15 protein-coding genes and 1 tRNA gene are annotated in these 23,803 nt (G+C 38.4%); 1 reads left to right on the top strand and 15 read right to left on the bottom strand.

What is annotated here, in order from left to right:
• Positions 1 to 48 precede the first annotated feature (48 nt).
• The 4 genes from CWD90_RS05020 to CWD90_RS05035 form a co-directional block, all read right to left on the bottom strand.
• Positions 49 to 1,707, bottom strand: a complete 1,659-nt coding sequence (locus tag CWD90_RS05020; protein WP_103474845.1) for a RagB/SusD family nutrient uptake outer membrane protein — start codon at positions 1,705 to 1,707, stop codon at positions 49 to 51.
• Between the two features lie 17 nt (positions 1,708 to 1,724).
• The gene (locus CWD90_RS05025) at positions 1,725 to 4,793 is read right to left on the bottom strand and encodes a SusC/RagA family TonB-linked outer membrane protein (RefSeq protein WP_103474846.1); all 3,069 of its coding nucleotides are present in this window, start codon (positions 4,791 to 4,793) and stop codon (positions 1,725 to 1,727) included.
• Between the two features lie 211 nt (positions 4,794 to 5,004).
• Positions 5,005 to 6,213, bottom strand: coding sequence for a DegT/DnrJ/EryC1/StrS family aminotransferase (locus tag CWD90_RS05030; protein WP_103474847.1), 1,209 nt, complete (start codon positions 6,211 to 6,213; stop codon positions 5,005 to 5,007).
• 56 nt (positions 6,214 to 6,269) lie between these two features.
• Positions 6,270 to 6,902, bottom strand: a complete 633-nt coding sequence (locus CWD90_RS05035; protein WP_103474848.1) for a nitroreductase family protein — start codon at positions 6,900 to 6,902, stop codon at positions 6,270 to 6,272.
• Positions 6,903 to 7,345: 443 nt separating this feature from the next.
• Between CWD90_RS05035 and CWD90_RS05040 the strand changes: the two genes are divergently transcribed.
• Positions 7,346 to 7,430 (top strand) — tRNA-Ser (locus CWD90_RS05040).
• A 407-nt stretch (positions 7,431 to 7,837) separates the two neighbouring features.
• Here CWD90_RS05040 and CWD90_RS05045 read toward each other — a convergent pair.
• From CWD90_RS05045 to CWD90_RS05095, 11 genes are all read right to left on the bottom strand, one after another.
• Positions 7,838 to 8,473 carry a GNAT family N-acetyltransferase gene (locus tag CWD90_RS05045; RefSeq protein ID WP_103474849.1) on the bottom strand — a complete coding sequence of 212 codons (636 nt, stop codon included), beginning with the start codon at positions 8,471 to 8,473 and terminating at the stop codon, positions 7,838 to 7,840.
• A 241-nt stretch (positions 8,474 to 8,714) separates the two neighbouring features.
• Positions 8,715 to 9,308, bottom strand: coding sequence for a YceI family protein (locus tag CWD90_RS05050; protein WP_239986467.1), 594 nt, complete (start codon positions 9,306 to 9,308; stop codon positions 8,715 to 8,717).
• A 327-nt stretch (positions 9,309 to 9,635) separates the two neighbouring features.
• The gene (locus CWD90_RS05055; RefSeq protein WP_103474850.1) at positions 9,636 to 11,372 is read right to left on the bottom strand and encodes an efflux RND transporter periplasmic adaptor subunit; all 1,737 of its coding nucleotides are present in this window, start codon (positions 11,370 to 11,372) and stop codon (positions 9,636 to 9,638) included.
• Between the two features lie 18 nt (positions 11,373 to 11,390).
• The gene (locus CWD90_RS05060) at positions 11,391 to 11,870 is read right to left on the bottom strand and encodes a DUF305 domain-containing protein (RefSeq protein WP_103474851.1); all 480 of its coding nucleotides are present in this window, start codon (positions 11,868 to 11,870) and stop codon (positions 11,391 to 11,393) included.
• A 65-nt stretch (positions 11,871 to 11,935) separates the two neighbouring features.
• A complete protein-coding gene (locus CWD90_RS05065) occupies positions 11,936 to 14,437 on the bottom strand; it encodes a heavy metal translocating P-type ATPase (protein ID WP_103474852.1) in 2,502 nt (833 codons plus the stop codon).
• Between the two features lie 70 nt (positions 14,438 to 14,507).
• Positions 14,508 to 15,065: a helix-turn-helix domain-containing protein gene (locus CWD90_RS05070; RefSeq protein ID WP_103474853.1), complete on the bottom strand. Its 558-nt coding sequence runs from the start codon at positions 15,063 to 15,065 to the stop codon at positions 14,508 to 14,510.
• A gap of 1 nt (position 15,066) precedes the next feature.
• Positions 15,067 to 15,519 (bottom strand): heme-binding domain-containing protein, encoded by a 453-nt coding sequence (locus tag CWD90_RS05075; RefSeq protein ID WP_103474854.1) that lies wholly within the window; start codon positions 15,517 to 15,519, stop codon positions 15,067 to 15,069.
• Positions 15,520 to 16,155, bottom strand: coding sequence for a DUF3347 domain-containing protein (locus CWD90_RS05080; protein ID WP_103474855.1), 636 nt, complete (start codon positions 16,153 to 16,155; stop codon positions 15,520 to 15,522).
• A gap of 51 nt (positions 16,156 to 16,206) precedes the next feature.
• Positions 16,207 to 18,654, bottom strand: a complete 2,448-nt coding sequence (locus CWD90_RS05085; RefSeq protein WP_103474947.1) for a multicopper oxidase domain-containing protein — start codon at positions 18,652 to 18,654, stop codon at positions 16,207 to 16,209.
• 150 nt (positions 18,655 to 18,804) lie between these two features.
• A complete protein-coding gene (locus tag CWD90_RS05090; RefSeq protein ID WP_103474856.1) occupies positions 18,805 to 20,022 on the bottom strand; it encodes a TolC family protein in 1,218 nt (405 codons plus the stop codon).
• Complete coding sequence (locus CWD90_RS05095) at positions 20,019 to 23,771, bottom strand: efflux RND transporter permease subunit (protein WP_103474857.1); 3,753 nt, start codon at positions 23,769 to 23,771, stop codon at positions 20,019 to 20,021. Before CWD90_RS05095 ends, CWD90_RS05090 begins: the two co-directional genes overlap by 4 nt.
• Between the last annotated feature and the right edge of the window lie 32 nt (positions 23,772 to 23,803).

The raw sequence follows: 23,803 nt of genomic DNA on the forward strand, positions 1-23,803 counted from the left end.
GGGGGAACTAACTCAAAAAAACTAACTAACTAACTAATGTGTAAAATTTTAGTAACCTGGGTTCTGTATCAAAGACCCATCTGAAAGTTCCAATTCCCCTGAAGGAATAGGTCTCAATAAATGTATGCTTGGGTCAAAGGCTCCATGATCTATTACATGTGGATTGTATAGTCCAATGCGTTCCTGAAGTTTCCCAGTACGCTTTAATACCGCCCAGCGATTTGCCTCACCAGCCAATTCCAATGCACGTTCGTTTAAAATATCGTCTATGGTAACTGTGGCATACACATTGGCAACACCCGTAGCTCTTTCACGAACACGGTTGATATGGAATAGGGCTTGGGTAGAATTACCTGCTCCCAGATGTGCCTCTGCGGCCAACAAATGAGTTCCTGCCACCCTAAATACAAAAGTATCGCGCGAACCACCTTCCGATTCATCAAAATCAACATCACCAAACTTCTTGAATATTGGGAAGTTGGTTCGGTTTAGATTTGAACTGTATTGGTAAATTGCACCATCAACATTTGCGGGTACACCGTATAAGTATTGATCGGGTTGGTATACATAATATCTGTTCAATTTGTCTGCCAAATCTACCGCATCAAGGGCAACCTTTGGATAATAGATCACTGTATCACCTGGGATAATTGGGTCGGTTCCAAAATCTGAATTATAGGTTACACTTTCATTAGCGATTAAGGCTCTATGCATGGTAGCCTGCTCTCTAGTATCATTATCTTCGAATAAGGAGTAAAAGAACGGGGTGGGCATCGCACCAAAATCACTACGTCCATAAGGATTGGTTCTGGCAATACCAGGATAGTCGTTAACACTGTTCAGAAAAATGGAGTGCTTATTATTATTTCTGTCCGCTGCATCGCCAGACGTGCCATATTGTATGGCAAATAGGACCTCTGGGTTTACTTGGTTTCCATAATCAAAAACCTGGTCAAAAGTCTGACTTCTTATATCATAACTGCCAATGGCCTGTTCTGCCAAGGTCGCAGCCGTTGTGAAATCCGAAGAACCGGCAAAAGAAGAATAAGCTCTTGTTAAATATACTTCCGCCAATAAATGTTGCGCTGCCCTTTTTGAGAATCTTCCTGTTGTTGGAGCATCCATTAAATTTGGAATAGCGGCTTCCAGGTCAGCTATAATCTGGACATAGGTTTCCTGTTCCGTGCTTCTGGCATAATCGGAACGAATACTATTAGGCTCCTCCAAATCCAATACAACACCGCCGTATTGCTGAGCTAGATTAAAAAAGGACAAGGCCCTTAATGCTTTCGCCTGAGCAATGCCATAAGCTTTATCGTCCAGTCTGGAATCGCTAAAGTTAATTTGATTCTCATATCGATTTATAGCTGTATTGGCCTTGGCAATAACATTGTAATTACGGGACCACATACTTCCTCCAACGCCAGAGTTTAGGTCGAAATAATCATTGGTCGAAGAAAAAGAGAATACTTCTCCCTTACTCGTAAAAATATCGGTACCTAAAAATTGAAGACCGTAATCCTTGTATACATTGCGCAAATTGGCGTAAATACCTACTACCAATTGATCTGCCGTATCTTCATCTATAAAGTTCTCACTGGTTATATCGGAAAAAATATCTTCTTCAATATAACTCTCACAGGCACCGAGTCCTATGAATACCCCCAGTAAAACCAGAACGTATATTTTGTTTTTTATCAGTTTCATCTTAAATATTTTATAAGTTAAAAGGTAAGTTTTAAGCCAAACAATACGGTTTTAACCGAGTATGTCATGTTATAGGAGTTTTGTAAGCCCGTTTCTGGGTCTGGTCCCTTGTAATCTGTAAATGTAAAGGGGTTTTGAACGTCCAATGACAAACGTAGGCTAGACATATTAAACTGGTCCATTAAGCTATCCGAAAAATTATATCCCAGACCAATGTTACTTATACGAACAAAATCGAAGTTTTCAAAATACCACTCTCCAGGGTGCCCGTATTCAGGAGCTGGGTATTTTGCATCGGGATTATTAGGAGTCCAATAATCTAAATCCACTTTATTAAATTTACCATCGTCACCTTGAAAGGGGGCAAAATGTTGATAAAATTCAGAATGTCCCAGTACTCCTTGTCTTGTGTACATTTGTACACTAAAGTCCAAATTCTTATAGGCAAAGGTATTGGTCATACCTCCGGTCCATTCTGGTGAAATGGAACCTAAAACGACCTGATCATCTTGATTTATCAAGTTGTCATTGTTTTGGTCTACATACTTGTACTGCCCAGGGACTGCATTATAAACCGCTGCATCAGCGGCCTCGTTCAATTGCCAAATGCCTACTTTGTCATATGCGTAGATGGCATCAACGGCTTCTCCAATTTTAAGGACTCCATGACTTCCGAAAGGTATCTCATCCAAATCGCCATCCAATTTTAAGATTTCGTTGGTGTTCTTGGAAAAGTTGATACTGGATTTCCAAGAAAAGTCATCTGTTCTTACATTTACGGTATTTAAGGTAAGCTCTATCCCCTTGTTGCGGACAGATCCAAAATTACCTACCGCACTACCAAATCCGGTTATAGATGACAATTGTCTATCAAGAATACTTCCTTCGGTTTCTTTATTATAATATTCAAACCCGAGTCGAACACGGTTATTGATCATGGCAAAATCCAATCCAAAGTTATATTCCTTAGAAATCTCCCATGTTAAATTACTATTCGATAATCCAGCTACTGACTTTCCGTTACCTTGGGCATCACCGAACAAGTAGTTGGTGTTATTTAAGAAAGAAAGTGAACTATAAGGTTGAACCGTGGTGTCATTACCGGATTCACCATAACTAAGCCGCAATTTTAGATCGTTGATCCAGTCTACGGACTCCATGAAATTTTCTTCGCTAACTCTCCAGGCAAATGCTGCAGATGGGAAAAAGTTCCATTTGTTGCCTACTGAAAGTTTTGATGAGCCATCATATCTACCAGTGAAGGTAAAAAGATATTTATCTTGGATATTGTAGTTTAATCGCCCTGCAAAAGAAGCCAGGGATTGTTTACCGTAAAAACTACCATAATCCCGTATATCGGTACCGGCTTGTGTGTTGTAGAACAAGTAGGCATCGGTATCAAAATTTCTTGTTTGAGTATCACTACCTTCATTCTGGTTATAATATAAGGAAGAAATAAGGGTGGTTTTTAAGTTGTGTCCATTGAAGAGATCAAAATCAAAATCTACAATATTATCCCAAGTATAGGAAGTTCTAAATCGGGAATCATAGTGGGATTGAATTCGGCTAGCATCATTTCTAGAGGATTTTGTATATAAACCTCTGTATTCTCCAAATCTAGTAGTGCTAATATTGGGTGCAAATTGCGTTTTAAAATTGATCCAACTTGCAGGTTTGTAATTTAAAAAGACATTGGCAATTACATCCAAGGATTTAGTGTTTACCCTCCAAGCACCGTTTGCATCATAATAAGGATTGGCAAAACGTTGATCCTGATCATCGGGGAATAAGATTACTTCCCCTTCTTGGTCAAAAGAATTCACGGTAGGTGCCAATCTAAAAGTACTTCTAAATAGTTCCCTACTTCCTTCCTCCCTTTCGGAAAACGCCAAATAGGTTTTTATACCAACTGTAAGTTGATCGGTCACCTTTTTTGAAAGTGAGGCACTTATATTATAGCGTTCGTACCCTTCAATGCCCATTACACCTTCATCACTAAGGTACCCAAGAGATCCGTTATAGGTTAATCCATTACTACCTCCGGACATTCCAAGGGTGTGACTTGTTTGGACACCTGTTTTTCTATAGTCGCCCAACCAATCGGTATACCGCCCAGTAGCCACGTTATTAGCTTCTTCATTGGATGACTGGAATTCTGTAGAACGATCAATAACAGCATTGTTATAGTCATCTACCGTTCCAAAATTACCATTGGAGAAAAGTCCACGCCATGCTCTGGCCTTTAATAGGTCATCTATAAAAGCTACATATTCATCACCGGAATACATATCTGGAATATTAGTGGCGGAACGTAATCCAAAAGTAGATTCATAGGAGAATACGGTCTTTCCTTCTACACCACTTTTGGTGGTAATTATAACAACACCATTGGCGCCACGTGAACCATATATTGCGGTTGCGGACGCATCCTTTAAAATATCCATTTGTTCTATATCCGCTGGATTAAGAATATTGATATCTTCAAAAAATACACCATCAACAACATATAAAGGTTTGGATAAATCGTCTTCCAGGTTGTCACTTACGCCATCTCTACCGGCGTTATTGTTGGTAATAACCGTATTACCACGAATTTTTATTGATAGTGGGGCACCAGGTTTTGAGCTTAGGGCCCTAACATCTACACCTGCAACACGACCTTGCATTGCCTGACCTATATCAGTTTTTTTCTGTTCTGTCAGTGCCTCGGTATTTAAAGAGGCAACCGCTCCTGTTAGATCGCTTTTCTTTACTGAACCATATCCAATGACCACCACTTCTTCAAGACCGGTGGCATCTTCGGCAAGGGTCACGGTGTAACTGGAAGAACCATCCAGGGTAATTTCTTTAGCCACATATCCTATATAGGATACCACCAACCGCGCATTGGTATTTTTTACTGAAATGGTAAAATTCCCATCAAAGTCGGCCACTACTCCATTGGTAGTGCCTTTTACTACTACGTTCGCCCCTGGGAGCGGAACATTTTGCTCATCCAATACTGTTCCCGTCACATTGGTCTGAGCCCAGGAAACAGTTGTGATACCCATCAGAAAGACTAGTATCAAAAGTTTAAGTTTCTTCATGTTTTACTTGAGTTTGTTATTTTTCTAGTGCTAAGCTAATGTTAACAAAATGTGAAAGAATGGACATATTTCCCAAATACATGGAGGAATTGGTCAAAACCAACAAAAGGGGGCCATTGGCCCCCTTTTTAGGTGTTAATTGAATGTTGTTTTGATCTTTTTCTTAAAGTATTTTTCCTATTTCGAAGCTGAAATGTTAAAATTTTAAGAGTTATAGCGCCTTAGTAACGACAATATTTTGGAGAGCACTTACCATTTTTTTGGCTCTTTTGGTAACCTCCTCATCGGTCCATCCCAATTTGATTAGACAGGATATATTTCTACTTACCCAATGATCCGATTTTGAGAAATCTGAATCTTTATAATTGGGAAGTCCGTTTGTAATTTCTTTGGAGAAACCATTCAGGCTTTTAAGGTCTCTAAGGTGTTCCCATTTTCTATAATAATGCCAATTATTATTGAACCAATAGAAGCAGGCATCTACACTATTTTCAGAAAAAGCCTTGATCGTCTTTCTGGCCATTTCTTCTGTTGGGAGATAAAAACTTAGAAATGAATAATTCTCTATACCATTTTCTGGGACACGTCTAAAGCTAATTTCAGGGATTTTTTCCAGAGCAGAACGTAAGACAGAATAATTTTTCTTCTGGGTGGCTATAAAATCGTCCAGACGTTCAATTTGCGCCAGACCAACGGCGGCATGTAATTCTGAGATCCTATAGTTATAGCCCAGGACAGGATGGCCCTCCGCTCCCCTATCCTTTCCAATATGGTCATGACCATGATCGGAATATTGGTCGGCACTGATATAATATTCTTTGTTATTGGTAATAATAGCTCCACCTTCCCCGCAGGTAATGGTCTTTACATAGTCGAATGAAAAACATCCCAAATCTCCATAGCTGCCCAGGGGTTTACCTTCATAGCTGCCACCAATGGCTTGACAGGCGTCTTCCAAGAGCAATAGATTATGTTTGTCACATATGCTTTTTAAAGCTGCCAAATCTGCCATAGACCCGCACATATGTACAGGCATCACGGCTTTGGTTTTACTGGTAACAGCATTTTCAACTGCAGCGGGGTCTAATGTAAGGGTATCGTCAACATCTACCAAAATAGGAATAGCACCAACGGAAAGGACTGCTTCAAAACTCGCAACAAAGGTAAAGGTGGGCAAAATAACTTCGTCCCCTGCCCCTACCTTTCCACAGGCCAAGGCTACGGTCAAGGCAGCGGTACCACTGCTTAGCAGTTGTGCGTGATTCACCTGCATGCGTTTTTCCAGTGCCTTTTCCAATTCCTTTGCTTTCCAATGACCTTTCCTCATGCCATCAAAACCATAGCGCATTAATACTCCTGAATCCAAAACGTCATTTAACTGTTCACGTTCCTTATCTCCAAAAAGCTCAAATCCTGGCATATTTTAAAATGTATTTGTGATTTATGATTTATGATTGATTGAATTTTATAGCTATACTAGGGTATGTGGATGATGCTATCCTCTAGATCTCTTCGCACTTTTTTAAGGGTTGCAAACATATCATCCATTGCTCTATATCCAACCGGAAGCACTAAGACTGAAGTTAATTTTAGTTTGTCCAGCCCTAACAACTCATCGTAGAACTTTGGCTGAAATCCTTCCATAGGACAGGCATCAATATCTTCCAAGGCACAAACGGTCAATAGGGTGCCCAAGGCCAAATAAGCCTGATTGGTAGCCCAACCCTTGACCTCTTCTCTTTCTTTTTTGGAAAAACTTTCTACCAAGGCACCTTTGAAGGGGTCAAGTATCTCATCTGAAGTATTTCTTATTTGTTGTACCCTAGCGAAATAGTCATGAATAAATTTTTTGTCAATTTGTTTTTCAATACAAATAACAAAAACATGGGATGCTTCAGCCACTTGGTTTTGGTCAAAAGAGAACTTCACCAATTTCTTTTGTAGCTGTTTGTTGTCTACAACCAATAATTTAATGGGCTGTAAGCCATATGAAGTGGCCGTTAAATTAAAGGCCAGCTTCAATTTATCGAGCTTTTCCTTTGTCAAGAGCTTATCAGGATTAAATTTCTTTACCGCATAACGCCATTCCAATTTCTTAATAATATCCAAAGCTAATTTTCTTTTAGTTAAAATACCACAGTTTAATGGACATACAAATGACCACTATAATCAATAGAATTCTCACAATTCCGTCTCCTTTGTCTACAAGCTATCTTTTGACCCATCGTTGGGTGATGGAAGAAAGTGCCAACAATGCAAAAATAAGGTTATAGACATTAGAAAGCCACTGTATATACCAATAAATAAAAATGAAACCACCTGAAAGAAATGCTATTTTGATGCTATAAACCCTTCAAAATAGTTTCTTAGGTGGTTTAAAAAAAAATAAGGCCTTCAATAGAATCTATCATTATTAAAATAATTAAATAAAAATTCGATTTTCTTTTAAAAAGAATAAAAAGGTTTCTATATTTGCACCCGCTAAGGAGAAATGGCAGTCCCGATAGCTATCGGGAGGTCGAAGCGGCAAGAACGCCTCCAAAGCATTGACTGGAGAAATGGCAGAGTGGTCGAATGCGGCAGTCTTGAAAACTGTTGAGGGTCACACCTCCGGGGGTTCGAATCCCTCTTTCTCCGCAAAAGGAAACCCACAACGAAAGTTGTGGGTTTTTTGTTTTTTGTAGCCTCTGAAGTTTACTTCAAGGAGGCGGAGGAAAACAAAAAACCTAACAAGCGCTAGCTTGTTTTGGTATTCCATGCTTGCCAGGGATTGCCTTCTGGGATGCACGCAGTGAATCCTTTTATTGGAATGAAAACAAAAATTTAACCCTATCTATTTTGGCAGGTTTTGGTAATCTAGGTTTGATCAAAATGGTTTTTCCATACTACTTTTAGTTTTGCAGATGTGGTCTTAGGTTGGAGGATTAATCCCCGCGATTCATCGCCAACATTTTAAACGCAATCTTTCTGGATCTAAAACCCTTTTTCAATTAGGTTGGTTAAGCAGGTTCGTAGTATCAATTATGAGATTTGGTGTATTTTGATCAATAATGTTTCAATGTAAAGTTCCAGTAATATTTTTTGAAAAGCCCAATGTATAAAAACAATGTCTTATGCCATATGGACAATTTTCTGTTGGACTTAAGAGATGGTTTATTAAAATACCCTGTTATGCAATATATTTCCTTGACTCCCATTTCTTCTAATGTCTTGTAACATTGGTACCGCAGATAGGGCGCAAGATTTTTGCCCCTGTGTGCTTCAAAAGTGTAAAGATTGTAAATATATGCCTGATCTTTATTTAGTTTAAAGGTTCGCTGTTTATAGATTAAGTTTTGACTTTTAGCGAATACCATAGCCACAATTTCACCCTTGTGCTTTAGGCCCATACACAAATGTCCTTCCTGAATGTCATTCTCTAATTTTCCTGATGCTATTCCCATGGCTTTATTCATGATTCCTACTTCATCTATTGTAATATGCACGACCCTATAGTCGTCAGGATTATCCTTAATCTGTGGTTCAGTGGTACGGGTAAATTCTTCCTTATCCCAGTAATAAGGATAGATTTCCAGACCAAATCGGGTTAAAAAATTACTTAAAGTAAAAACGAAAAGCCCATTTCGAATTTTATTTCGGATTATTAGTAATTTATAATACTTACTTCGCTCAATTACCATAATTGTATTTGTCCTTAATGTTGTGATCCCAATTGTTTTTATTTTTTTACTTTAGTAGATATTGCAGTGAATAATTATGTTTTTTCTTTAATTTTTCGGAATGGTCGGCGAGGATATGTTCCATAATGTAAACCCAATCTCTATGGTAATTAATCCCGTAATTGAAAAATCCCTCAAAACAAGCTTATTTAATTTATCCCTGCCTTGATAGTCTATTGCAGGGTCATATTATTTTTGAATTTTATTTTTCTTTGAGCACAGCATCCACACTCAAGTCATGTTTGTCATTAACTTGTATAAATACTATGCTTGGGCGCTCTAGACCATAGTCGGTAATTAACAGCGACCAGGAAGCATTTAATTGGATTGTACCTTCTGAAACAAGTTCTAAATTTATGGGAATGGTTATTTGTCTAGTAGTTCCAGCTAAGGAAAAATCGCCCTTAACCCGTACTGTCTGATTAGCCTTTTTGTCAAAGTTAAAATCATCGATAAGTTTCCCATCAAAAACAACATCGGGATTTTTTTTCGCTTCAAGCAGCTCGTACATGTGTTCATCACGTTTATCTTTATCTGTCTTTATGGATTTTACAGGCACCTTAAAAGCCACTTTTCCCGTTACAAAATTAATGGTCCCTTGTAACCGGTCCGACATGCCCATATAGGAATTAAAGGGCATTTTTGCCTTGAAATTGGCATTGCCCTCCGTGGTGGTGTATACCTGTGCAAACGAGGTACTGCTACTCAGGAATAGTAACAAAGTAGCTAAGTGAAAAATCAATTTTTCGGATAGACTTAAAATCCTTTTTCTTTTAACTGTCATAAATTTCTTCATAAGTTTAAGTTTTATTTCAACTGTTTTTTTTGATTCTTATCTAAGCCGAACATATGGCTAATACCAATTAATTAATTAATTAATTAATTGGTGTTGGGCAGTCAACAGTAAAATAATTAATCTAATGATACCATCTTATAAATGGAGTTTTTTTCAATTGTTTCATCACATGTTCCACAGCCCCAAAAATTTTAACAAAGCACAATTTAAAATAATTAGTATATATCGCTATTCTGTACTGTACGGCAAAATATAAAATAGCTATCCTTTTAAAGAGCTAAGCCAGGAGAATAAAACCCTATGGATAGATTTTCTTCTTTCTTTCATTTAAGGGATCGAGTCTATTATACTTCCACAGCTTATCATTTGCTCGCCATAGTACGGATTGCGAATTTCTTTTTGATTGCTAAGCCAAAATGCTCCTTTATTGTTATTGGCCATCGGGCACTTTTTTATGTATAATTTTTCTGTTAACGCCTCTGTATTTTTGGCCAGGGGAACGAAATTTTCATTAAGTATAACAAAGTGTGAACGTTGGTTCTCCAAATTAGGGTTGTTCCCTATGGCATCTAGCATTTCAATACTTTTGGAGAGGTGGGATTTTTCCATTTTGCCCAATCCATCCAAGTTTATCGTTCTTAGTTTTTGGGAAGTAGATTTTGCATAATCAGAAACCTGCTTTGAATTACTTGCTACAAAGGCATCCTTCATATCAATATAATGATCAATGGCAGCTTTAAAACTTACCTGAAATGATTTTGGCAATGTCATTTTCATTACTGCCGTTTCGGCCTCAATTGCTCCCTTTTCCTTATTCATCATGGAATTTTTACCTTGCAATTGTGCAGCTGCATCTACGGTAAATGTTCCATTGGTTACAATTTCGTCGCCATTCTCCAAACCGGAAACAACCGTAAAATCATCTCCAATTCTATTGCCTAGGATAATTTCCCGCATTTCAAATACAGGTTCATTGGGGTTGGTCTTAATGTAAACCAATGAACGTTCTCCAGTCCACATCACTGCAGTAGCAGGGATAGTTAATTGTCCAGATGGACTGCTTTTCGAACTTTCAATTTTTCCAGATATGAACATTCCGGGTTTAAACAATCCTTCATTATTTTTTAATACGGCACGGATGGCAACTATTCTTGTTCTGGTATTCAGAACAGGATCTATAAAGGAAATTCTTGCATTAACCAGTCTATTGGGATAAGCATTGGAAATTATTTTTATATTTTGACCTAGCTTGAATTGTGCTATTTGGTTCTCGTAAGCGTCAAATTCCGCCCAAACAGAATTTAAGTTACTAACCTTTAAAATAGGTTGTCCTTGTTTAACATAATCTCCCTCCGAAGTCAGTTTCTCAGACACCGTGCCCGAAACGGTTGCATAAATCGGAAAGTTTTCAAGTACTTTTCCTGTATCCTCAATACTATTAATTTGTTTTTCAGTAAGCTTCCAAAGTTGCATTTTATTACGCACAGCTTTATATAATTGAGGCTGTGATTCCTTCAACGAGGCTGCTGTAATCAATTCTTGCTGAGCTGCAACTAGGTTGGGGGCATAAATGGTGGCCAACAATTGACCTTTTTTAACTTCTTGTCCAACATAGTCTACATTGAGACGTTCTATCCTGCCATCAAAATAACTGGCCTGAATTGCATTTGCCTCTTCGTTCATTTTTATTTTTCCGGATAGGGATATATCATTTGTACTATCAGAAGTAGCATTACCAACCTTTACTGTTTGAACGTTGGCTAAGGCCATGGCATTTTTGGTCATTTTTATTTCGTTCATAGCAAGACCGTCCGCGCTTGTTTCGGCAGGGATCAGTTCCATACCACAAATAGGACAATCCCCTGGTTCCGGTTGCATTATCTGTGGGTGCATGGAGCAGGTCCACATTTGTGAAAGGGATTCTCCGGTATGGTCGTGCTCCTCTGAAATATTGGAATTCTCTGTATTTGTTTGGGATTTTTCTGATGATCCACCGAAAATGAGATACCCGGCAAGTAAACCTGCAATCACAGCTATCCCCATGTATAAAACATTCTTTTTCATAATATTTATTTCAGGGTTTTATTTATTTTTTTCCAATCTGTTGATCATTGTCTTCATTTCTTCAATTTCCTTTTTCTGAGCTTTGATGATGTTTTCGGCCAATTTTTTGACTTCAGGATCCTCAATATTTGTCCGCTCACTTGTTAAAATGGCTATGGAATGATGGGGTATCATGGCTTTCATCCAAAGTACATCTCCAATTATGGGTGCTTGGGCTCTTACCAACGTCAGTGCTGTGGTAAAAAGCACTATACTCCCCAGTACAATGGCTATGTTTTTCTTATTATTCCTGTACATACTGCGCATGGCAACAAACATAATTATAGCCATTGCAGAAATGCCTAAACAGCTCATATAGAACCGTGTAAGACTAAAATATACATGATCTATTTGGTAGGAGTTTAAATACATTGTAAGGTACATAGCTACAAATGATGCAGCCAACATTAAAACAAATTTTGTGTAATGGTTATCACCATTCCTGTCTTTATTTTCCATTGTTATAGATTTTAAGATTAATAATTAAATTCACCTTTCAATTTTTTTCTAATAATTAATATTATTTATGAAATAGATTTAGTCCTTAACCGCAGTGCATTTGCAATTACCGAAACTGAGCTAAAGCTCATGGCCAATGCCGCTATCATGGGAGAAAGAAGAATTCCAAAGAATGGATATAGTAAGCCGGCCGCAATAGGGATTCCCAAAGTGTTATAAATAAGGGCAAAGAATAAGTTTTGCTTAATATTCTTCATTACGACATCACTTAGGTTACGGGCCTTTACAATTCCATGTAAATCTCCCTGTACCAATGTAATGGCAGCACTTTCAATGGCCACGTCCGTGCCTGTTCCCATGGCAATACCTACATCACTTTTGGCCAAGGCAGGGGCATCATTAATACCATCGCCCGCCATGGCCACTACCTTACCTTGTTTTTGTAATTTCTCTACTTCATGCATTTTATTTTCAGGAAGCATCCCGGCCTTAAAGTCGGTTAATTTTAGCTCACTGGCTACCGCTTGTGCTGTGTCGTGGTTATCTCCGGTAAGCATAATAACCGCTATGCCCCTATCCTGTAATTCTTTTATGGCTTTGGCACTGGTTGCTTTTATTTTATCACTTATGACCACAAAACCAACGGTTTCTCCTTCTATGGATAGATACGACACTGTTTTACCCTGCTTTTGAAAGGTCTGCACTTCGTTCACCATTTCAGTCGATAGTTTGGCATTGGCTTTTTCCATCATTTTTTCATTACCAAGTGCCGTATTTTTGCCGTTTACATTTCCTTCCACTCCCTTGCCGGTAATGGCATTGAAACTATCTGCTTTAAGAAATTCAGTTTTCTGCTCCTTACCATACTTTACTGTGGCTTCGGCAAGTGGGTGTTCACTAAGACTATTTAGTGAAACGATGTATTGAAGCACCTCTTTCTCGGAAAGCGAATCTCCAAAGGCACCTACTTTTTCAACAGTAGGCTTTCCTTCTGTGATGGTTCCTGTTTTGTCTACAATAAGAACATCTACCTTGTCCATTTTTTCCAGGGCTTCGGCATTCTTTATGAGCACTCCGTTTTGGGCACCTTTACCAACACCTACCATTACGGACATTGGTGTGGCCAAGCCCAAAGCACAGGGACATGCAATTATTAGAACGGCAATTGCATTTACTAAAGCATAAACATAGGCGGGTTCTGGACCCCATATAGCCCAGGCTACAAAAGTGATAAGGGCAATTATAACAACTATAGGTACAAAATACCCAGAAACGGTATCGGCCAATTTTTGTATAGGTGCCCGACTTCTACTGGCATTGTTAACCATTTGTATTATTTGTGATAATAAAGTATCCGAACCCACTTTTTGGGCTTTCATTAAAAAAGATTGATTACCGTTAATGGTTCCACTACTGATCTTATCTCCTTCCACTTTATTGACGGGAATTGGTTCCCCGGTAATCATGGATTCATCAATGGAAGTTTGTCCCTCAGCAATCATTCCGTCAACAGGTATTTTATCCCCTGGTTTCACTCTAAGGATATCCCCTATTTGTATTTTATCAATGGAAACTTCTTGCTCTTCCCCATCAACAACTTTAATGGCCTTGTTGGGAGCAAGTTTCAAAAGTTCCTTTACGGCCGAATTTGTCTTGCTATGGGCACGGGCTTCCAACATCTGTCCCATTAAAACTAGGGTAAGGATAACTGTAGCGGCTTCAAAGTAAACATGTACCGTACCTGCCCCTGTCTTAAATTGCTCTGGAAAAAAATCAGGGACCAGCATTCCAAATACACTGAACAGCCAGGCTACGCCGGCACCTATGCCAATGAGAGTAAACATATTTAGATTCCATGTATTGATACTTCTATATGCCCTTTCAAAAAACATCCAAGTGGCGTAAAAAACCACCGGTAAGGATAAGGCGAACTGTATCCAGTTCCAATATTTCATCTCCAGAATATCGTATAGTGGATTATTGTGCCACATTTCTCCCATAGCAATTAAGAATATGGGAAGCGTAAATACAGTTGCGATCCAGAACTTCTTCAATAATTTTTTATACGACTTTTCCTCGGCGGATATGTCGGCTGCCATGGGAACCAAATCCATCCCGCAAATCGGGCAGCTCCCAGGTTCATCACTAATAATTTCAGGATGCATAGGACAAGTAAACTGGGTTCCCGAATTTGTAGTTAGTTTCTGCTCCTCTACGAGATCCATACCACACACAGGACAGTCGCCCGCTTGGTCATAGGTCTTGTCACCCTCACAATGCATTGGACAATAGAATGTCCCCGTTCCTTTTCCTTTAGGTTTTTCTTCCTTTTTTTCTTCGTTATGGTGATGCTCTCCTAGTTTATGGATGCTGTATCGCCCGCCATCATTTTTTAAAGCAGCTTGAAAGGTTTCAATAGGAATATGTGTTTCCATTTCAATTGTAGCTTCTGCCTTTTCTAAATTGACAGTTACTTTTGAAACACCTGCAATTTTAGAAAGTGTTTCTTCAACGTGACTTCTACATCCGTTACAAGTCATTCCGTGTATGTGATAGCTGTGTTTCATAATTATTTAATTTTATATATCAAAATTAACCCGCTGTTGTATGTTTCTTCTTTACAATCCTGATTCATTTTTATACAATTCCGTCTAATGGTTTCCTATCCCAATCTTGGAGGCTTTTATATTCAGACATAGACATGCCGGTGCTGCTTTTAAATTGTTTGGACAAATGACTACTATTTTTATAATTAAGACTATAGGCTATTTCAGAAAAATTTAATTGTCCTAATTGTATAAATTCTTTCACTTTTTCGATTTTCAGGTTGATGGTGTATTTTTCTAAGGTAACTCCCTCATGTCTGCTAAATAGTTTACTTATTGCTGTTTCTGTTTTACCTAATTCTACTGCCAAAATTTTGAACAAATCCGCTGTATCACCTAATTCAATTTTATGAATAAGTTTCACTTTTATTAGTTCTACTAAAGTATCTGTTTCATTTTCAATGATTTCAAAACCTATTTTAGCAAGTGCATTATTTAGACTTTCAACCTTACTTTCTGGTCCTTTATTAGCAACTACTTTTCCTAATTCCACCGACTCAACAATATAATCTTCGGCATTAAAAATGGACAAGACCGAAGCTATGCAACGGTTACAAACCATGTTTTTTATATAGATAGTTTCCTTCATTTTATAGACTGGTCTTTAATTGCCTTATCCACTGTATGATTTCTGTTTTATCTTTTTCAGATAATTTCGAGTCTTTATGAATCATTGTATAGGAATCAAGCGGCATTTCGTCACTTTCTATCTGTTTGATAATAGACCGAAGTTTACTTGATTTCCTTCGGTTAGATAAGGAGTCCCATTCACTAAAGTTTAACTCTGTCTTGCCTTCTTTAATATGATTTTCTAAAAGCCAAGCTACGGGTTGAATTTTATTGTACCAAGGGTATTGGGTATTATTACTATGGCAATCATAACATGAAATTTGTAACTTTTCACTAATTGCTTTTGGAACATCGGTAACCAACATAAAGTCGGTTACAGGTACAAAGTCGCTCTGGTTGCGTGTTGTAGGCACCAACTGTATGCCTACAAACGCTACCAAAACAAATAATACTATAATTTTAATTATTTTCACTTAGTTAATTTCTTTCTGTACTTTACCGCAGTTCAACATTTTACTTCCATAATAAGGATTAAGTACCTCATCACTCATACTTAACCAGGCAGAACCACCATCATACATTGGGCAAAATTGCTCATATAGCTTATTTTTTGTTCCTGTAATAGCTACCATATCAGTAACATCTTTACTTAAAATTTTAAAATGTTCTCTTTGGTGAGCAATCTCACTTTCTGAAATATGTTCTGCGTGTTCAACAGCATCTTCGATGATGTCATTTAATTCGGATTTTTGAGCTTCAGTATATGCTGAAATATTAAAATTTCTTAACCTTTGTGCCATTGATGCTCCCAATTCCTTAGCTTTTGCATTAGCATCTCCAACTAAAGCATTTTTAAGATTAAAGTAATCGTTTAGCACCAATTCTGAATTACCATCTTGCTTTCCGCTCATCACCATTTCTTTTTTATCACCATCATGATGCCCATCGCCGTTATTGTGTTTCATTTCTGAATGATCGCCATCAGCACTCATTTCAGTATGGTGACTGTCGCCTTCATTGCTTTCTTTTTTAGCATCTTTACATGACATTGCTGATAGGGCTACAAATGCAATTGTTAGAATCCCTGTTGTTACTTTTAAATTTTTCATGTTTACTTGTTTTAATTATTAATTTAATTGTTGTTATGGATTATGTTCATTTTAAAATCTAAGAGATACCCCACCACCGGCACCAAATCTATTATCATAGCTACCCATAAGTGAAAAGTCTCTGGAAAGGAAGTATTCCAGTTCAACATTCCAAGTAATTTCCTTTTCAAAATCTATGGCATTTGGAAAATCAGATACCCATCCAAAATCGGCCTGATATTCATAACTGCCGAAAATAGCGGTTCTAGGAAAAATAAGAATTTCACGACTTAATGAGATTCTGGGGCGCAATTTATTATCGATGCGTACATCTAAATTGAATAAATAGGGAGTTAAATATCTAAGACCAACCATGGCAGTGGTAGTTAGCTTATCCAAGCTGTCCTCAAATTCATTTTCGATGTTAACCCCTCCAAAAATTCGGAGATAATCATGCAAGTATCGCTCGTAGGTAATTTCGGCCTCTAAATTTTCATTCCAGCCATATTCGGCCATAATATTGAATTGATTCCTGATATTGGAAGTGACAAAATTGAATTCGGACATATGTGATGCTGCATCTATCATTCCCCAGGAATACCACATATTGGTTTCTTCTACAAGTTTAGAAACTGGAAAATCATCCATCTCTGGGTTTCTTGGTGTATCATAGCTCATTATACGCGCCATACCACCCATCATGTGATAAAGAATATGACAATGAAAAAACCAGTCACCGACTTCATCCCCATAAAATTCAATAGTTAATTTTTGCATTGGAGGTACATTAACCGTGTGCTTCAAAGGGGAGTAATCACCATTTTCATTAAGCACTCTAAAAAAATGTCCGTGCAAGTGCATAGGATGGTGCATCATGGTTAAGTTGTTAAAAGTTATTCGAGTTACCTCGTTGCTTTTAATTTTAATCTTATCCGTTTCAGATAAGGGCACTCCGTTCATACTCCATATATAACGGTTCATATTTCCTGTGAGATTCAATAGAACATCATTCACGGGTACAGAAGAGTCATAGGTTGTTTTTTCAGGCGATTTTAGATAATCGTAATTGTATTCAGAAAACATTTTCATACCGGGCATATCCATTCCCTCCATAGCGGAATGGTTCATGTCCGACCCATCAATTTTTGATATGGAATCTTCCTTCATGGCTATACCGTCGGCAGCCATTCTGGAATGATCCATTTTGGAATGGTCCATTTCTTCTTCATTCATTTTTGCAATGGAATCCTTATTCATGACCAAACTGTCTTCTGCCATTTTAGAGTGGTCCTTCTTTTTATGTAAGGAATCAGGAGTCATTGGCATATTCATGGGTTCTTCATTCATCTTCATCCCTTCCATCTGCATGCCGTATTCCTTCATCAATTCATGGCGTTCATCTTTATTGGGTCGAAATTTTAAGGCGTGAGCACCCATTTTCATATCCATTTCTGCCATCTCTTGCATCATTTCGATTTTATCCGGTTTTGGGATATTCATTGCCGGCATAGGCTTTCCAGAACCTATAAAGGCCGAGGCTTGACCAGATCCATCTTGAGCAGTAATCCTAAATTCCATTTTCCCGTTCTCAGGAACAGTTACAATAAAGTCATAGGTTTCCGCCACGCCTATAAATGTTTTGTTTTTTTCAACTGGAACAACGTCTAGCCCGTCAGCTGAAACAAGGAGTGGTTTTTTACCCCCAAAAGTCATCCAAAACGAAGTGGATGCAGCACCATCAATAATACGGAGCCTTATTTTTTCTCCTGGTTTAAACGCTGGATATTCTATAGATTGTTGCCCATTAATCAAAAAAGCAGGATAGTAAACATCTGCTATATCTGCACCTTCCATGCGCTGTCTCCAGAAATTAAATTGAGCACCTAAAGCTCTCCGGGCGATAACCTTATTTAAGGGAGTGGAAGTACCTTTTTTCATACCATACCATTCGTTGCCACGTTTTAGATTTCGCAGAACATTCATGGGTTTTTCATTGGTCCAGTCAGACAACATTAGTACCAATTCATTGTCATAATCCAATGTTTTCTCCTTTGGATGAATTACCAACGAACCAAATACGCCGCTTTGTTCTTGGAGCATGGTATGCGAATGGTACCAATAGGTGCCCGATTGCTTGAGGGGAAATTCATAGGTAAAAGTTTCTCCAGGTTCTATAGGTGGAGTTGTAAGATAAGGTACGCCGTCGAAAAAATTGGGCAATAAAATACCATGCCAATGGACTGAAGTCTCTACCGACATTTCATTTTTTACTTTTATGACAGCATACTCACCCTCTGTGAACTCCAATATTGGACCAGGAATACTTCCATTTACCGTCATCGCTTTAACGCTCTTCCCTGCTTTGTCTACCATTTCCTGTCGAATGGTTATGGTGTATTCATGAACAGGATCATTTGCCTTATTGTGTTTTGGGGAATGTTCTGTTTGAGCTTGAAGGTTTATTGCCGTTAGCAAGACCATCCACATTGTTAGTATATTCTTTGTTTTAAATGTTTTCATTTTATTATAGTTATTACCCATTCTTATCATTTACTCTTTCTTCTCTATAATTATTCTATTGTGGCCAATTCGATCCTAGGTTATTTTCTGGAATTGTATTTATTGGTTTATGGTTACTTAAATGATTCTATAAATTGATACTATTTATATTTAGTTGATCAGATAATTGATCACCGATGATTGTACATAATACATTTGCACGGATTCAATTGTGGCCATTTCAAATTTTAGTTGCAATTCCTGAATGTCCAGCACATCATTAAAATCAATGGTACCCGTTTCATAGTTTTTCATTAGGATTTCTTCAGCATTTTTGGCCTGTCCTAAATTAAGCTGTTGGGTATCATATTTTATGCGTGCCCCATTGCGTCCCGACTCTGCTTTTGCCAATGCCGTTTGAAGAAGATTAAAGCGCTCGTTTTTCTGCAATTCCGTTTCCTTCAAACGCATTTCGTTCTGCTTGGAAATCGATTTAATCCGATTGTTGAAAATAGGGATGGAGAAATTCACCATGGGCATCACAATATCCTTCCCATTATCATCAAAACTCATGTCCGGTCTTTCCTGGATAGGAATGTAATCCAGGCCAAAACCAATGTTGGGAGCACCATCTTTTTTATTGAGCAATTCTGATTGAACTATGGATTCATACATTTCATTATATTTCAGAATCTCAGGGTTAAGTTCCAATCCATTCCCTAAATGAATTGGGTCTTCCTGAGGAATGGTCAATTCTGTAATAACATCAATAGATATGGTCTCATTCCTATTTAAAAGATTATTGAAATTAGTCTTTTCCGAATTATAATCTTGCTCCAAAACCACCCTTTGTTGATGCATTTCATTTTGACGTATTTGTAATTTCAGCACATCAACGGCCGAGGCCTTACCCACTTCCACAGAGGTCAAAGCCAGACGCTCATAGGTCTTCAGTAACTGTATGTTCTGGTCCAAAACCTTTTGCTTATTACCAATGGCATACAATTGGTAATAGGATTGGGCAACAGCAAGAGCCAATTTACGTTTGGCAATAACTATTTCAACATAATCCACATTGGCCATGGAAACAGCATAGTTCTGACGGGCCGTTATGGTCCCGAACCATGGCAACATTTGTGAAACAGAAAACCTAGCGCGCTGCGCACCTGTACGTGTTTCAGGTTCAATTAGAAAATAGCCTGCACTTACCGAGGTGTTGGGGAGGGTATTTACTTCGTTTACCTTTTCTTTGGCTATGTTGAATTTCAAATCAAAGGCCTGTATCTGTGGGTTATTCGTTTCCGCTTCCTGAATATAAGCTTGCAGATCCTGTGCTTTCACATAAGTGGAAACCATTAAAAGACAGATGATGAATATTATATTTTTCATTTGCTTGCTCGTTTTAATTGAAATTCTTTTTTCCAGCTATACAGCACCGGCACAATAAAGTAGGAGGTAACATCAATGACCATCCCACCGAATATGGGGATTGCCATTGGGATCATGATATCACTACCCTTTCCGGTAGAGGTCATTACAGGTAGGAGCGCAAGGATAGTAGTTACAGTTGTCATTAAACAGGGTCTAATACGCTTTTCCGCTGCTTCTAGAGCCGCAATTCGAATCCCCTTAATATCGGTTGGATTTTCTCGGTCAAAAGTTTGTGTTAGGTAAGTGGCCATAACTACTCCATCATCTGTAGCAATACCGAACAGCGCAATAAATCCAACCCATACGGCCACACTTAAATTGATAGTTTTCATGTTGAAAAGATCCCTTAGATTTTCTCCCAAAAAGCTAAAGTTTAAAAACCAGTCTTGCCCATAGAGCCATATCATGATGAATCCACCAGCAAAAGCAACCGTAATTCCAGTAAATACCATTAGGGAGGTTGCCACGGATCTAAACTGAAAATAAAGTATCAAAAAGATGATCATTAATGCCAAGGGAACTACAATAGAAAGTGTTTTTTCTGCCCTTAATTGGTTTTCGTAGGTCCCTGTAAATTGATAATTAATGCCCTTGGGAACCACTAGTTCACCGCTATCTATTTTTCCCTTGATAATAGCTTGTGCATTTTCCACAACGTTTACTTCCGCGAAGCCATCAATTTTGTCGAACAATACATACCCTACCAAAAAAGTATCTTCACTTTTGATGACTTGTGGCCCCTGTTCGTATCTAATATTTACCAATTGTCCCAAATGAACTGGACTACCATTTTCAACTGGGACATAGATGTTTTCAAGGTCTGTTGGATTTTCCCGTAATTCCCGAGGATAACGTACCCTTATAGCGTATCGTTCCCTGCCTTCAACGGTTTGTGTCAAGGGCATACCTCCTACCGCTACCTGAAGAATTTCCTGTACGTCCATTACAGATATGCCATATCGCGCAAGTTGATCACGATCGATATCTATAAGTAAATAGGGCTTACCAACAATACGGTCTGCAAACACGGCCTGTTCCTTGACCCCATCCACCTGTTTAAGAATTTTCTCCAGCTCAAGGCCAAAAGCTTCGATTTTTTTCAAATCCTGACCTTTCACCTTGATACCCATTGGTGCCCGCATCCCCGTTTGTAACATCACCAAACGCGTTTCTATAGGTTGCAGTTTTGGCGCGGAAGTAACACCTGGAAATTTTGTTACCCTCACGATTTCATTCCAGATATCGTCTGGCGAATTAATTTTTGGCCGCCAATTTCGATAATATTCCCCATCATTGTCTGGAACTAATTCATCTCTTGTCGCTGTAGATTGCAGTTGAGACTCTTCATAGTTAATATCATCCTCCACTTCATTGTTGGGATTAATAATAAAATTGCCACTTTTCAAAACAAAAAGACCATCCTCGTTTACTTGATAACGCTGGCGTTTTCCTTCAGCATTGCGCATGTACTCGGATTTGTATTGTATTACATTTTCGTACATGGAAAGCGGTGCGGGGTCCAAGGCCGATTCTGTTCGTCCAGATTTACCTACTACTGTTTTAATTTCTGGGATACTCGCAACAGCCATATCCAGCTGCTGTAATACGCGCTTATTTTCTTCTACCCCTGCATGCGGCAAAGAAGTGGGCATTAATAGAAATGAGCCTTCGTTTAAGGCAGGCATAAATTCCTTGCCCGTGTTTTTCATGATGGTAAATCCCAGTATCAAAACCGTTGTTGGAATGATAAGAAAGATCAATTTATTCGCCAAAGCCCATTGTAGAATACGGGTATAATAATTTCTAAAAATCGTAAAAGTTCCCAAAAGACCAAAACAGATGATACTAACAAAAATCAGGTTCATAGGGATGCTACGGTCAAAGCCTAGTGGTCTCCAATAGACGGCAAGAAGGAGTATAATGGCAATAACTGATGTAATAATATTAATCAAATTTCCCCTTTTGGAAGAAATTTTTCCATGTATGCCCAAAAATGCGGTTGTGGCAAAAGCTATAAGAATTAGACCCAGCCAATATCCATAAAAAATTGCCGTGATGCCAAGCCCAACCAGGACGGCATTTAGAATATATTTGGAATTTCTTTTGAGGTTGGTTTTCTTAAAGAGTACTGCCGCAAAAGGGGGAATTAAAAACAAGGCTATAATCAGGGAGGCCGTAAGTGCCATGGTCTTTGTAAATGCCAAAGGCCGGAAAAGTTTCCCTTCTGCACCTATCATGGTAAAGACGGGCATAAAACTTATTATAGTGGTAAGTACAGCGGTTAAAATGGCACCGGAAACTTCCGAAGTAGCGTTATAAACAATTTCGTTAATGGTATATTCGGTTCCGTTTTCCCTATATCGCAATTTTTCATCTTCCAAATGCCTTATCATATTTTCGGCTAGAATCACCCCCACATCAACCATAGTACCGATTGCTATGGCAATACCGGAAAGGGCAACGATGTTGGCATCCACGTTAAACAACTTCATCGTTACAAAAACCATTAAAACGGCAACAGGCAATAAACCCGAAATAAGAATGGAAGCCCGTAAATTGAATATCATTACAATAATGACTAGGATTGTAATGAGTATTTCCAAGGTTAACGCCTCATTCAGTGTATCCAAGGTTTCGTGTATCAATTCTGTTCTATCATAGAAGGGTACAATGGTCACTTGCGAAGTTCTTCCATCTTCCAATAGCTTGGAAGGCAGGCCAGCGGCCAATTCCTCGATTTGCTTTTTTACATTGTTAATGACTTCCAAGGGATTTGAACCATACCTAGCTACTACTACCCCACCAACAACTTCGGCTCCTTCTTTGTCCAATATACCACGACGAGGTGCCGGTCCCATATGTACTTTACCCAAATCCTTAATGCGAAGGGAGGTGAAGTTTTCGGAAATAACAACTGCATTTTCTATATCCTCAATAGATTCTACATAGCCGAGGCCGCGTACCAAGTATTCTGCTTGATTAATTTCCAATGTTTGTGCACCTATATCTTGATTGGAATTTTTAACGGCTTTTACAATATCGCTAAGGTTTATATTATATTGGCGCATAATTTCAGGATCAACATCTACCTGATATTCTTTGACATACCCACCAATAGAAGCCACTTCTGAAACACCAGACGCAGAAGAAAGTGCATATTTTACATAATAGTCCTGAATACTTCTCAATTCCTGTAGATCCCAACCCCCAGTGACATTGCCTTCTTTATCCCGACCTTCCAGCGTATACCAAAAAATCTGGCCCAATCCAGTAGCATCGGGACCTAATGCAGGATTTACATTATCAGGCAACAGGCCGCTAGGCAAGGAATTTAGTTTTTCAAGGATACGACTACGGGACCAATAGAATTCTATATCCTCTTCAAAAATGATGTAGATGCTTGAAAATCCGAACATAGATGAGCTCCTGATAGTCTTGACACCTGGGATACCCAAAAGTGAGGAGGTAAGTGGATAAGTAATTTGATCCTCGATATCCTGTGGGGAACGTCCTTCCCACTTGGTGAAGACTATTTGCTGATTTTCACCAATATCGGGAATGGCGTCTACGGCAACCGGGTCTGTGGGTAAAAAGCCCGTGTCCCAATTAAAAGGTGCATTTATTATACCCCAGCCTATAAAAAGAGTAAGTAATAGAACCGCAACCAGTTTGTTTTCTATTAGAAATTTAATGCTTTTATTTAGCATGGATTTTGGTAATTAGACAGTTATACATTTTT

It is taken from the genome of Arenibacter catalasegens (assembly GCF_002909235.1).
GTDB classification, from domain to species: Bacteria; Bacteroidota; Bacteroidia; order Flavobacteriales; family Flavobacteriaceae; genus Arenibacter; species Arenibacter catalasegens.